This window comes from Paenarthrobacter ilicis, assembly GCF_016907545.1.
Classification (GTDB): Bacteria; Actinomycetota; Actinomycetes; order Actinomycetales; family Micrococcaceae; genus Arthrobacter; species Arthrobacter ilicis.
Genome location: NZ_JAFBCD010000001.1, coordinates 771,649 through 784,821, shown reverse-complemented (window position 1 = coordinate 784,821; position 13,173 = coordinate 771,649). Strand labels below are relative to the sequence as shown.

11 protein-coding genes and 1 tRNA gene are annotated in these 13,173 nt (G+C 62.0%); 4 read left to right on the top strand and 8 right to left on the bottom strand.

Features of this window, described 5'->3' with window-relative positions; genetic code table 11:
- Position 1: 1 nt before the first annotated feature.
- A complete protein-coding gene (locus JOE60_RS03695) occupies positions 2-517 on the bottom strand; it encodes an Lrp/AsnC family transcriptional regulator (RefSeq protein WP_239528806.1) in 516 nt (171 codons plus the stop codon).
- 84 nt (positions 518-601) lie between these two features.
- Here JOE60_RS03695 and JOE60_RS03690 point away from each other — a divergent pair, with 84 nt between their 5' ends.
- Entirely contained in the window at positions 602-3,568 is a 2,967-nt protein-coding gene (locus JOE60_RS03690; RefSeq protein WP_167265002.1) for an aminotransferase, read from the top strand.
- 101 nt (positions 3,569-3,669) lie between these two features.
- Positions 3,670-3,742, top strand: a tRNA-Thr gene (locus JOE60_RS03685).
- Between the two features lie 83 nt (positions 3,743-3,825).
- Here the strand turns inward: JOE60_RS03685 and JOE60_RS03680 are convergent.
- Positions 3,826-4,764: a LysR family transcriptional regulator gene (locus tag JOE60_RS03680; protein ID WP_167265003.1), complete on the bottom strand. Its 939-nt coding sequence runs from the start codon at positions 4,762-4,764 to the stop codon at positions 3,826-3,828.
- Between the two features lie 241 nt (positions 4,765-5,005).
- On the opposite strand from JOE60_RS03680, the gene JOE60_RS03675 reads away from it, so the two are divergent.
- Both JOE60_RS03675 and JOE60_RS03670 read left to right on the top strand, forming a co-directional pair.
- The gene (locus tag JOE60_RS03675; RefSeq protein ID WP_167265004.1) at positions 5,006-6,124 is read left to right on the top strand and encodes a PrpF domain-containing protein; all 1,119 of its coding nucleotides are present in this window, start codon (positions 5,006-5,008) and stop codon (positions 6,122-6,124) included.
- A 33-nt stretch (positions 6,125-6,157) separates the two neighbouring features.
- Positions 6,158-7,591, top strand: a complete 1,434-nt coding sequence (locus JOE60_RS03670) for an SLC13 family permease (protein WP_167265005.1) — start codon at positions 6,158-6,160, stop codon at positions 7,589-7,591.
- A 119-nt stretch (positions 7,592-7,710) separates the two neighbouring features.
- Here JOE60_RS03670 and JOE60_RS03665 read toward each other — a convergent pair whose 3' ends face one another.
- The 6 genes from JOE60_RS03665 to JOE60_RS03640 form a co-directional block, all read right to left on the bottom strand.
- Positions 7,711-8,550: an aldo/keto reductase gene (locus JOE60_RS03665; protein ID WP_167265006.1), complete on the bottom strand. Its 840-nt coding sequence runs from the start codon at positions 8,548-8,550 to the stop codon at positions 7,711-7,713.
- 157 nt (positions 8,551-8,707) lie between these two features.
- A complete protein-coding gene (locus JOE60_RS03660) occupies positions 8,708-9,148 on the bottom strand; it encodes a hypothetical protein (RefSeq protein ID WP_167265686.1) in 441 nt (146 codons plus the stop codon).
- A 7-nt stretch (positions 9,149-9,155) separates the two neighbouring features.
- Complete coding sequence (locus tag JOE60_RS03655) at positions 9,156-9,818, bottom strand: bacterial proteasome activator family protein (RefSeq protein ID WP_167265007.1); 663 nt, start codon at positions 9,816-9,818, stop codon at positions 9,156-9,158.
- Positions 9,819-9,931: 113 nt separating this feature from the next.
- Positions 9,932-10,123, bottom strand: a complete 192-nt coding sequence (locus JOE60_RS03650) for a YbdD/YjiX family protein (RefSeq protein WP_167265008.1) — start codon at positions 10,121-10,123, stop codon at positions 9,932-9,934.
- Positions 10,123-12,393, bottom strand: coding sequence for a carbon starvation CstA family protein (locus tag JOE60_RS03645; protein ID WP_167265009.1), 2,271 nt, complete (start codon positions 12,391-12,393; stop codon positions 10,123-10,125). The genes JOE60_RS03650 and JOE60_RS03645 overlap by 1 nt, the downstream gene beginning before the upstream one ends.
- A gap of 210 nt (positions 12,394-12,603) precedes the next feature.
- Positions 12,604-13,146 (bottom strand): PadR family transcriptional regulator, encoded by a 543-nt coding sequence (locus JOE60_RS03640; protein WP_167265010.1) that lies wholly within the window; start codon positions 13,144-13,146, stop codon positions 12,604-12,606.
- Positions 13,147-13,173 lie beyond the last annotated feature (27 nt).

Here is a 13,173-nt window from a genome sequence, read left to right as displayed (position 1 = left end):
GTTAGTGGACGCCCCAATTGAACCGGTGGGTGTGGATCTTGTAGTAGGTGAAGGTCTCCACTGAAGAGATTCCGGCGACAGGGCGGATCTTTCTGTTGATGACGTCAAAGAGCCCGTCATTGTCAGGGGCGATGACCTCAACCATGATGTCCACCGAGCCTGCGGTCAGCACCAAATAGATGACCTCGCTCAAGCCCCCCAACTCTTCGGCGACCCGCGCCACGTCCCCGTGGACCCGTATACCCAGCATCGCCATGCTGCGATAGCCGAGCTTCAGGGGGTCGGTAACCCCTACGACGTCCAGGATTCCCCGTTCCTTGAGGCGTTTCACCCGCAGGCGGGCACCGCCGGGAGATAGCCCTGCCGCGGCAGCCAGATCCGAGTAGGGCATGCGCCCATCCTTCTGCAGGTGCGTGATCAGCACCTGGTCAACGGCATCCACATGGTCCATATCGTGATCCGTGCCCGCCGCTTTGGCAGCGTCGGCTGGCTGACCGCTGGTCTCTTGATAATTCATGGAATCATCTTATACGATGACGATTCATTACTAAATACCTCATTTTAGTGACAAATCATCATCAAACTTAGGAATCAGATGTCCTTGCCTACTTCTGTCATAGATCAAGGGGGTCTTCCTCGCCCTGACGTTTCTCCTGATGAGGCGGCACTCCTGGCGCAGTCCCTGTACGGGATCGACGTGGTGTCCGTCCGCGAACTGGGCAGCCAGCAGGACAGGAATTTCCTGCTGTCCGATGGCACACAGCGACGGCTTTTCAAGGTCAGCAATCCAACTTTCACCCACGACGAAGTGGCCGCCCAGAACGCCGCCATGGAGACACTGGCAGCTGCCGGCCTCAATGGCCCTGTGCCGGTGACGTCCCCGGCCGGCCTGGCTATCAACACAACATCAATCCAAGGCAAAGATCATTGCGTCCGGCTCCTCACTTTCGTTGATGGAACCCCCCTCATCGATCGGCGACACCTATCCCCAACTGTCCTGCGGGACATGGGACGCACCATTGCCGGTGCCAGCGCGGCTCTTGCCACGTTCCGGCATCCTGGCTTGGAGCGGAACCTGCAATGGGACCTCAGAGCCGGGGAAGCAGTGGTGGCCGAATTGCTGGACTTCGTGAAGGACGCCCGGAAGCGTGACCTCCTGAGCCAGGCTTTGTCCCGTTTGACTTCCCGGTTGCAGCCATTGAAGGACCACCTCCCTGTCCAGGCGGTCCATGGCGACATCACCGACGACAATCTGGTGTTCGCACTCGATGATCACGGCGGCATCCGGATTACTGGGATCATCGATTTCAGCGACACGATGTACAGCTGGCGGATCGCTGAACTCGCCGTGGCCTGCGCCTCCATCTTCCATCACTCACCGCAGGAGCCGCTGGCAATCCTTCCGCTGATCACGTCCTTCAACGAGGTGGTTCCCATGGTTGAAGCGGAAATTGAGGCCTTGTGGCCACTAATCGTCCTTCGTGGAGCGGTCCTGGCCGTGAGCGGCGAGCAGCAAACCGCCATCGACCCCGGTAATGACTACGCTTCTTCCGCCATGGACAGGGAATGGGAAGCCTTCGATGTCCCCGCTGGCTTTGACTGGGACGTCGCAGAAGCCGCCATCCGTGCAGCGCTCGGGCAAACGCCCGGCGGATCAGGCACGGTTGCTCACCCCGGGCACCTGCTGCTTTCGGCCGGAACGCAAACCCCGAATCTTGGCTGGGACAGCGAGTCCTACAGCGAAGGTTCCTGGTTGGCAGGACCTGCGGAAGAGCGCAAGGTGATCGAGCGCCACCTCCTGGATGCCGACGTCGTACTCACCCGCTTTGGTGAACCCCGCTTAACCCGCGCCCGTCCCAACAGCGCGTTCGAGCCCGCCAACGTGGCTTTGGCGGTCGAAATCCATGTCAAGGACCGGCAAACCCTGCACGCACCTTTTCCCGGTGCAGTGACTTTTGACCATGAAACCGGGGCGCTCACGCTGACCGGCGTCCACGGGACCGTGATCCTTCAGGGACTATTGGATACTACCGACCCTACGGAAAGGCCAGAAGTCAGCACCGGCGAACCATTGGGACTTGTGGGGCCCGACGGTGTGGCCGTGTGGCACGCCCGCCAGGCGACCGACACGTCCCGGGTTCTTCCACCACGCTTCGTCCGGGCCTCCGAGTTTCCGGCCTACGCCTCGCTGTACCGGGACCCGTCTGCCTTGCTGACGGAAGCGGGCGAGCCGGCGGGCCGCGGTGACTTCGGTGGTAATTTCGCCGGTGACTTCGGTGCGGATGCGGGCAGCGTGGTGGAGCGACGCCGCGGCGCTTACAACTCGCTGCAGAGCCATTACTACGGGGAGCCGCCCAGGATCGAGCGGGGATGGAAGGAGCACCTCATCGACACGTCCGGCCGAAACTATCTGGATATGGTCAACAACGTCACAGTCCTGGGCCATGGCCACCCGGCTGTCGCCGCGGCAGCCCACCGCCAGTGGAGCATGCTGAACACCAACTCCCGGTTCAATTACGACGCCGTAGTGGAGTTCTCGGAGCGGCTGCTCTCCCGCGTTCCGTCGTCGCTGGACACTGTTTTCCTGGTGAACAGCGGCACGGAGGCAGTGGACCTTGCACTTCGCTTGTCCAAAGCGTTCACCCAGCGGGACCACGTCCTTTGCTGTGAAGAGTCGTACCACGGGTGGTCCTTGGCGTCGGACGCTGTGTCCACCTCCACCTCCGACAACCCGCAAGCAGCAACCACCCGACCACCGTGGGTACACGTGGCTGCTGCTCCGAACGACTACCGTGGCAACCACCGTGGTGACGGCGCAGGGCTCAGGTACGCCGAGGATGCGGCGCGGCAGTTGAAGCACCTTTCACAAGCGGGCACACCCGTGGGCACCTTCATTGCCGAACCGCGCAACGGCAACGCGGGAGCCATTGCAACACCGCCCGGCTACTTGAAAGCCATGTACGCCAACGTTCGGAGCAGTGGTGGCGTATGCATCTCCGATGAAGTCCAGGTTGGCTACGGCCGGCTGGGGAAGCACTTCTGGGGCTTCGAAGAACACGACGCCGTGCCGGACATCATCACCATTGCCAAGGCCATGGGCAACGGGCATCCCCTGGGCGCCGTCATCACGCGCCGCGAGATAGCCGATGCCTTGGCAGCCCAAGGCGCGTTCTTCTCCTCCGCCGGGGGAAGTACCCTAAGCAGCCGCATAGGTCTGACCGTGCTTGACGTGATCGAATCGGAAAACCTGCAAGCCAATGCCGCACTGGTGGGGCAGGTCCTCACGGACGGCTTCGCCGAACTGATGGATAAGCACAGCATCATTGGTGCCATCCACGGCATGGGCCTCTACCAAGGACTGGAGTTCGTTCGCGACCGGGACACGCTGGAACCGGCCGCCGCGGAAACACGGGCCATCTGCGACAGGATGCTCCACCTGGGAGTGGTGGTGCTGCCCACCGGGGACCGGCAGAACATTCTCAAGATCAAGCCGCCGCTGTGTATTGCCGAAGACAGCGCCCGGTTCTTCCTGCGCATGCTGGACCAGGTGCTCACGGAAGGGTGGTGACCCTCCGGACGGCAGCGCGCACCCCGTTTTGACCCGGAAGCAGTGCCTCTATTACAGTTGTGTCTTGCGTGATCAGCCGGGAAACCGGGGATGAACGCGGTGCTTCCTTAGCTCAGTCGGTAGAGCGTTTCACTCGTAATGAAAAGGTCATCAGTTCGATTCTGATAGGAAGCTCGGATTAAAACCCTGCTGGTTCACCAACCAGCAGGGTTTTTTGTTTGCCCTGGCCCGGTTGGATGGAACCGGGACAACAGCCCCTACAAATAGTCGCCCGCCCTCTCACGCGCTACCTCCAGCAGGGTTGAGTGGAAAGCGATCTCAGCCGGGGCGTAGACCTTGTCCTGGCGTTGGGCCAGGAGTACCCGCCGAAGGGGTGCGGCCGATCCCAGGCTGATGGCCCTCACATCCGGATGCTGGAGGGCCACAGCCGTTTTGGGCACCATGGCCACTCCCATCCCGACGCTCACCATGGCCTGGGCCTCCTGATAGTCATTGGCCAGGAAACCGATGGTGGGTTCGAATCCCGCTTCATGGGCAGAACGCTGGAGGACCTCCACCACGGGGTGGGCTTCAGCCCGGACGATCCATGATTCTTTGCGGAGCTCCTCCATTCTGATTTCGTCGCGCCCGGCCAGAGGGTGTCCGCGGGAAACCAGGATCACTGTGCTCTCCTGGAAAACCTCGGTGACGCGGATGGAGTCGTCCTGGAACCTGTTCCAGGGGTAATCCCACAGGAGGCACAGTCCCGTGACACCTGCTTGCAGGTCCGAGACAAGGTCGTCAAAGCGTGCACTGCGCACCGAAAGGCCAATGGCGGGGTACCGCTTCTTGTAAGCCCTGATGACTATGGGCAGGAAGGAGCCGGCAAGTGTTGGAAAGGTTCCGATGGTGAGGGAGCCACGCTTTAGCCCGGCGAGCTGATCCAGGTCGGACCGGGCTGCCCGCATTTGGCCCACGATTTTGCGCGCGTGGCCTGCCAGTAATTGCCCCGCTTCTGTGGGGACCACCCCGCGCGACCGACGGTTCAGCAGGGGCTGCCCCACTTCCTGCTCCAATTTTCGCAATTGCTGGGACACGGCAGAAGGTGAATACAGCATCACATCCGCGGCAGCAGTGATGGACCCCTGCTCTACTACCTCCACCAACAGCGCAAGCCGCCGGATATCAAAAAGATCCTGGTCGTCATCGTTAAGCAATGGTTCACCTATCCCCGAATTTGATTCATTCTATACACGCAGCCTTAATTCGGCTCCGCATCAGGGTCGCGAGATCTCCCAACCGGAGGGTCCATGACATCCCGGGAACCTTCACCATCAATGATTGAAGCATTGCTTCATCCCACCTCAGATATTCAACATTGTCTTCAAATGTGATGTGCCTCAATCTCGAAGTAAGCCCTTGAATTCACGAGGGTCACCGAGAAGCAAGGAACTGACCATGAACATCGAAGCGGAATGGATGCGCGGCGGCACCAGCAAGTGCTGGGTCTTCGACAGCGGGCAATTCGATGGATCTGAAAAGAGTCCGGATGCACTGCTGCCGCGACTGTTCGGCAGCCCCGACCACCGCCAAATTGACGGGGTGGGTGGCGCCACCTCAACCACCAGCAAGGCCATGATTGTCCGCAGGCCCGGTGACGGCGATGTTGATGTCGAGTTCACTTTTGCCCAGGTTGGAATCGAAGAGGCAGCTGTTGATTGGGGCAGCAACTGCGGAAACTGCTCGGCGGTGGTCGGCCTGTACGCCATCGAGAAGGGCTGGGTCACGCCCACCGGTGAGGTCACGCGGATCGTCACCCGGAATACCAATACCGGACAGATCATCATCCAGCGGGTGGCCACCCCGGATGGAGCCCTGCCAATCGTTCCGCAGGCCCAGATGCCGGGGGTGCCCTTCCCCGGATACCGGGTGGGGCTGGGCTTCCAGGATCCGGCCGGAAAAACCACGGGAAGTCTTCTTCCCACCGGATCCGCTGCGGAGACAATCACCGCGGGTGGAACGCGCTGGACCGCTTCCCTTGTGGACGCCGGCGCCCCGGTAGTCATCCTGCGGGCTGAAGAACTCGGCTTGGATCCGGAGCGCTACGACAGTTGGTTCGCCGGCGTCGAGCTGCAATTGGCGACCCTGGACGAGATACGCCGCCAAGCGGCGGTCCGCATGGGCCTCGCTGAATCAACGCACCAAGCTGCCCGCGCGATCCCCAAAGTCGCCATTGTGGCTGCACCGGCCAGGACAGACGAAGGCAGCGACGCCAGCGTCATGATGCTCTCCATGGGCAAGCCCCATCCCGCCCTGGCGATCACGGGCAGCATCGCGCTGACCCTCGCAGCCCGAACCCCAGGAACCGTCCTCCACCACATCACCGGACACAAACTGCAGCCTCGTTTGAGGCTGCGCACCCCGGCCGGAGCGCTTGAGACGTGGAGCGAGGAAAACGAGGGCTCCTTGATCGTCGGGGTGGATCGGACGGCCCGCACCATCGCAACCACCACCATCCACCTCCCCGAGACGCTCGACAATACCGTCGGCGCCTCACTCGCCGGCGCTACCCGCTGAACAGCCAGCGCTACTCGATGAAGAGAGAGCACCATGACTAACACCGCAGAGAAGACTGCACCCAGCACTCCTACCGTTCAAGGGCGTCCCAAGCGCCGCCGTCGTATCCTTCTGGTGACGGTTGTCGCCATCACCCTCTTGGGTCTCGCCGCCCTCCTGTTCGGAGGGATGCTCGGTGGTCCCACGGCGGCCCAGGGATCGGAGCCGACCATGACCGCTACGCAGATCATTCCGCTGGTCATTCTGGTGGTGATGTTTGTGGTGGCCACCAAGTGGCCGCTCAACATCGGCGTGATGGGGCTGGTTGCCTCCTTCGGCGTCGGCTATTTCGTCCTGGGCATGACCGACAAGCAGATCCTGGAGGAGTTTCCCGCCAGCATCGTCCTGACGATCATCGGCGTTACCTACTTCTTCAGCATGGCTCAGCGCAATGGCTCGATCGACATCATCGTCCAAACATGCGTTCGGCTGGTTCGCGGCAAGACCATGCTGCTGCCTTGGGTGTTCTTCCTCATGGCGGCCGCCCTGACTGCGCTGGGCACGTTCTCCCCCGCTGCAGTTGCCCTCCTGGCCCCCGCAGCGCTTGGACTTGCCTACGAGTCCCGTATCCATCCGGTCCTGATGGGAGCCTTCGTCATCAATGGCGCCCATGCCGGCGGATTCTCTCCCCTGTCCGTCGCCGGCGTCCTGGTTCACGACATCGCCCTGAAAAACGGCTTCCCCATTGACCAGGGCGCACTCTTCCTGGCCAGCTTCGCGCTGAACTTCATCCTCTCTGCCCTGACAATTGTCTTATTCGGCCTCTTGGGTAAACTCCGCGACAAGCACGCCAACGAATACTCCGCTTTGGCGACGCCCAAGACCGGACGTCCCACGGGCCAGCAGATCCTGACGCTGGGACTGATCCTCGCCATCCTGGTGTGCACCCTGGGTTTCCACATGCCGATTGGTTTCGTTGCCCTGTCCGCCGGCCTGCTTCTGGCACTGGTGAACATCAAGGAGCACCAGACCTTCATTGGCGGCATCTCCTGGTCCACCGTTCTCCTGGTGGCAGGCATGATCACCTATGTCTCCCTGCTCCAGCACGTTGGCGTCATCGATACCCTCGCCGAGCAGGCCCTGGCTCTGGGTGCACCCCTCCTGATCGCGCTGGTGCTGTGCTACGTCATCGGCGTGGGATCGGCCTTCGCATCATCCACGGCCCTGCTGACCGCATTCATCCCCCTGGCCGGCCCCCTGCTGGCAACCAGTTCGCTCAGTGCCTCCGGGACCGTGGCAGCCCTGGCAATCGCAGCCACTGTAGTGGACGTTTCGCCCTTCTCCACCGACGGCGCCCTGGTGGTGGCCAATGCACGTGAGCACGACCGCCAGCGCGTTTACAAGCAGCTGATGATGTACGCCGGAGGAGTGGTCCTGGTCGCCCCGGCCCTGGCCTGGGCCCTGCTGGTACCGACCGGAATCATGTAGCCTTCCTGACCGGCACGACGGCGGCAGGTGCCTTGGGCGGGCAAGCCGGCTACCGGCGTCGAAGGTTAACAAAAAGGTGCCCCGCTCCCTCAAAGGGAGCGGGGCACCTTTTTGTTGCTTTAGGCGAAGTCCGAGACTGCCGGGTCAGCGCCGATGCGGCCGTCAGCACCGCGGTCCAGGCCGTTGATGGCCTCGATGTCGGTGGCGTCCAGCGTCACGTCCAGGGCCGCGAAGTTTTCCTGGATGCGCGACTCGGTGACCGACTTGGGGATCACGACGTTGCCGATTGCCAAGTGCCAGGCGATGACAACCTGTGCAGGTGTGGCGTCATGCTTGGCAGCAATCTCTGCGATGGTTGCGCTCTCCAGCAGATCGCCGCCCTGCCCCAGCGGGGACCATGCCTGGGTCAGGATTCCCTTGGAGGCGTTGAATTCCCGCAGCTGGGACTGGTTGAAGAACGGGTGCAGCTCAACCTGGTTGATGACCGGAACTACGCCGGTTTCATCGATGATGCGCTGCAGGCCTTCCTTGGTGAAGTTGGAAACACCGATGGACTTTACCCGGCCGCGCTTCTGCAGCTCGATCAGCGCCTTCCAGGTGTCAACGTACTTTTCCTGCTTGGGCTGCATCCAGTGGATGAGGTACAGGTCCAGGGTCTCCAGGCCAAGGCGGTCCATGGAAGCCTCGAAGGCCTCCAGCGTGGACTCGTAGCCCTGGTCGGCGTTCCACAGCTTGGTGGTGATGAAGATTTCCTCCGCGGAAAGACCCGAAGCGGCGATGGCGCGGCCAACGCCGGCCTCGTTCCCGTAGATCTTGGCTGTGTCGATATGGCGGAAGCCGGCCTCAAATGCCTGGCGGACTACCTTTTCGGCTACATCGTCTTCAACCTGCCACACCCCGTAGCCGAGCTGGGGAATGGTGTTGCCGTCGTTGAAAGTAAGTTCTGGTGACGAAGTCATAGTGGTTATCCTGCCAGCCCCACGCGGCCCGCACGAGGGGCGGAGAGCAAGATCAGCTAACCGCTTAACTTCCTGTTGGCAGGGAATAACGGCGCGCGCGGGTAATTGCTAACGCTGCGCTTATTTGCGAAATCCGGGTACTGGCGAATCCCGGACTTCAGGCGTTGAGCTGCCGCTCGGCGTCGGCCACTTGCTCGAAAACAGACTCAGCCCGCCTGCGGACCGACAACGCTCCTACTGGCACCGGCCCCACAGCCAGCCGCAGCATGGCTGCAGCCTCGGCGGTGGTGGCCAGCGAATTGCCGGCCTTCGACAACGCCCTGTGGACGCCGGCCAACGCCCCGGGGACATCCAAACCATCGCTCGGGGAGCGCCTCTGTGCCTCCACGCAAATGATCCGGATGCGCGGGGACAACCCGGCAAGCTGGTTGGCTACCTCCACCAGCTCGTTGTAAAGCTGGTCATCATCAACGCCTTCAAGCACCTGGTGATACCGGTCCAGGCCACGGTGGAAACGATCATGGGCACGGCGCCACAACCCCTTGCCAAGTTCCAGATCGTCTTTCCGCCCCTGCCGGACGGCCCCAAAGAATCCCACCATCAGCTCAGAGGTACTGGCCTGGGCCATGGTCGGGATCGTCCAAGCGGCCAGACGATGCCGTGGGTGCGCCCGGTGCTGCCGCCCGCTGTGGCTGACCGTTCTCGCCGATGACAATGCCGGGAGCAATCACAGTTCCCGGTGGGAGTTGCTTGAGGTGGTTCTGGGCAGCGGCGTGTTCCCTCGCAGCCTGCTGGGCGGCCATCGCTGCCTGGATTCCATGGAACAGGCCCTCAAGCCAGCCCACCAGCTGAGCCTGCGCAATCCGGAGCTCGGCATCCGATGGAGCCTTGCCCTCAGGGAAGGGAAGGCTGATCCGTTCCAATTCCTCAAGGAGCTCGGGGGCAAGCCCGTCCTCCAGTTCCTTGATGGACCGCTCATGGATCTCCGCCAAACGGCCCCGGGCAGCGTCGTCCAAGGGAGCGCTCTTCACTTCTTCCAGCAGCTGCCGGATCATGGTGCCGATGCGCATTACCTTGGCGGGCTCGTCCACCAGCTCATGGAGGCCGCTCCTCTTGGCTGTTGCGCCCTTCTCCTCGTCTTCCGAGGCAGCTGAGGGGCCGGCCGCGTTATCCAGGGAAGGTTCAGTGGCGTCGTCCAGGGTGGTTCCCTCCACAGGAGTGTCGTCCGAAGCCTCATCCGTGGGCTGAATGTTGTTCAGATCGCTCATTTGTTCATACTCTCACGAGCTCCGGTCCGGGCCCCGTCCCTGCTGGCATTTTGGACTTCGTTCGTAGCGAAACCTCCAAGTGCCCGGACGAGGCCTTACCGGGCCGCTTCACCTCAGCAGCAGCGACCCTGCGGGTTCGTGTCCTGCCGATCCATCCGGTCCCGCCAGAACTCGCGTTCGGTCATGGCGGGACCGGCATGGTCCGAGTCCTCGAAGTGCTCCAGATACTTGCTGTAAGCATCCGCTCCCATGAGTGATCCCATGTAAGCGGCAAAGCCCCGGAAGCCCTTGGTGATGGCATTCATCAGTGATGTCCGGCCTTTTCGCTTCTCCTGGCTGCGGGAAGGGCATCCCATTCAGCCATGAGAGCCTTCTCCGCGGACGTGGGAAGCAGCCCGGCAGGCGCGAACACTTTGGATGCCACCGCTGGGTCCTCATGACCCTTTGCACCTCCGGCCCGGAAGGCCTTGAAAGTGGCCAGAAGGGCAGTGATGATCACAATGATGCTCAACACCACGAAGATCACGGAAAGCCACCCTTGGATGGCCGTGTTCCGGACCACGGCTTCCATGGCAGCCACCGACTTGGCGGTGCCGGACTCCGTCTTCCCGTCAGCCAGAGCCTTGGAGAAGGCCTGGTTGTTGGCGAAGTAGCCCACAGCCGGTACGGGCGAGAAGATCTTATGGAAGCTTGCCGTGATGGTCACTACGGCGGCAAAGGCCAGCGGCACGGCCACGATCCACAGCCACTTGAAGGTGCCCCGCTTGGCAATAATGGCCATGCAGACGGCCAAAGCAATCGCGGCAAGGAGCTGGTTGGCGATGCCGAACAACGGGAACAGGGTGTTGATGCCACCGAGAGGATCTGTGACGCCCATGATCAGCACAGCGCCCCAAGCCGCCACCATGATGGCTGTGCACAACCAGGCACCGGGCCGCCAGGAGGCTTCCTTGAACTTGGGGATGAAGTTCCCAATGGAATCCTGCAGCATGAAACGCGCAACGCGTGTCCCGGCGTCCACGGCGGTGAGGATGAACAGGGCCTCGAACATGATGGCGAAGTGGTACCAGAAAGCCATCATGCCCGGCCCACCTATGAACTGCTGCATGATGTGCGCCAAGCCGACCGCCAGGGTGGGCGCTCCGCCGGAACGGGAGATGATGCTCTCCTCCCCTACGTCCTTGGCGGTTTGCGCCAAAACGTCGGGAGTGATGTTCACATTGGCCAGGCCCAGGCTGTTCACCCAGGTGGCGGCCGTCTCCACGGTGCCGCCGGTCAGCGCCAAAGGAGCATTCATGGCGAAGTAGATGCCACGGTCAATGGAAATGGCAGCCACCAGGGCCATGATGGCTACGAAGGATTCCATCAACATCCCGCCGTAGCCAATGAACCGGGTCTGCCGTTCCTTTTCAATCAGCTTGGGCGTGGTTCCTGAGGAAATCAGGGCATGGAATCCTGAGAGCGCTCCGCAGGCGATGGTGACAAAAAGGAACGGGAACAGTGAACCGGAGAAGACCGGCCCGTTGTCCCTGCCGGCGAATTCGCTGAAGGCCGGCACAGTGATTTCCGGGCGCACCACAATGATGGCCAATGCCAGCATCACAATCACACCGATTTTCATGAACGTGGAGAGGTAGTCGCGCGGTGCCAGCAGCAGCCATACGGGCAGGATTGCTGCGATGAATCCGTACACAATCAGGCCCCATGCAATGGTCACCTTGTCCAGGTGGAAGAAGGCTGCTCCCCACTCGGTCCCGGCTACGGCGCCGCCGCCAATGATGGCCGCCATGAGCAGCACGAAACCGATGATGGACACCTCCATCACCTTGCCGGGACGGATGAAGCGCAGGTAGACCCCCATGAACAACGCAATGGGGATGGTCATGCCCACCGAGAACACACCCCACGGGCTCTCACCCAGGGCGTTGACCACCACGAGCGCCAGGATGGCAACGATGATGATCATGATCAACAGGGTGGCGATCAGGGCAGCGGTGCCACCAATCAGGCCCAGCTCCTCACGGGCCATCTGGCCCAGGGAACGGCCGCCGCGGCGCATGGAGAAGAACATCACCAGGTAGTCCTGCACAGCACCGGCAAGAACGACGCCGAGGATGATCCAGATGGTGCCGGGGAGATAGCCCATCTGGGCCGCAATGACCGGTCCCACCAGAGGGCCCGCGCCGGCAATTGCTGCGAAGTGGTGGCCGAACAACACATTCCGGTCGGTGCGGACATAGTCCTTGCCGTCCGCTTTGTATTCGGCCGGGGTCGCCCGGCGGTCATCCGGTTTAAGCAGGTAGCGCTCAATGACCTTGGAGTAGAACCGGTATCCGATCAGGTACGTACACACCGCAGCGAAAACGAACCAGATGGCATTGACCGTCTCTCCACGGACCAACGCCACCATGAACCACGCCACTGCGCCCACCAGTGAAATCGCAACCCAGAGGCCAATCTTTGCCGGCGTCCAGCGGCGCTCTTCTGCATCTCGGACCGAATCATCCACTGCCGGTGAGGGCAGGGATGGGTCCAGTCCTTCCTTCAATCCGGCGTGGTCTGGAACCTTACCCATATCTCCTCCTTGAGAATTGCTGCGGTGATGGGACATGCCGTTGTGGCGAAAACCGCGGTGGGGACCGCTTCGCCACGTGCCTCCAAGCACACTAACAATTGCCACTGACATGTAAAGGCCGCACACGCTGACGTCAGGCCACCCCTCGGTGGGCGGTCATGGACGTGCGGCGGGCGACCGTTTCATGACGCCATTCCTCGAGGCGGCAGCCTAGCTTTGACCCGAAATCCCCTGCGCCTGGACCATCCTGGCCTCGCACAGATCCAGCCACCGGACTTCAGCCTCAGCGTGGAAAACCAACGAGTCAAGAACAAGCAGCCATGCCGTGTCCTCGGGCCGTTGGCCCGCTGAGACCATCTTGCGCGCCTGGGTGTGCTCTTGAAGGGCGCGCAGGGAAACTTCCCTCTGCGCCTGGATGACCTCGGAGGCACTGATTCCCGGAATGCTCACGGCGAGCGCCAGCTTGATGGCAATTTCATTCCGCGGCGGAGTGCCACGGTCCACTGCCCCGGCGAACCACGCCGCGACTTCCTCTGCCCCGGCGTCAGTGATGCTGTAGACGACGTGCCCGCCGCCGTCGTCGCCGTCCTTGCGGACCAAACCGTCGCGCTCCAAACGGTCCAGGGTTGTGTAGACCTGGCCGATGTTGAGCGGCCAGGCCGATCCCGTGCGGTCCTGGAATTCCACACGCAGTTCATACCCGTAACGGGGCCGGTCCTGAAGCAGGGCAAGCAGGCTGTGCCGGATGGACATGGAACTCCTCCCTGCGGGGTGGCGGAC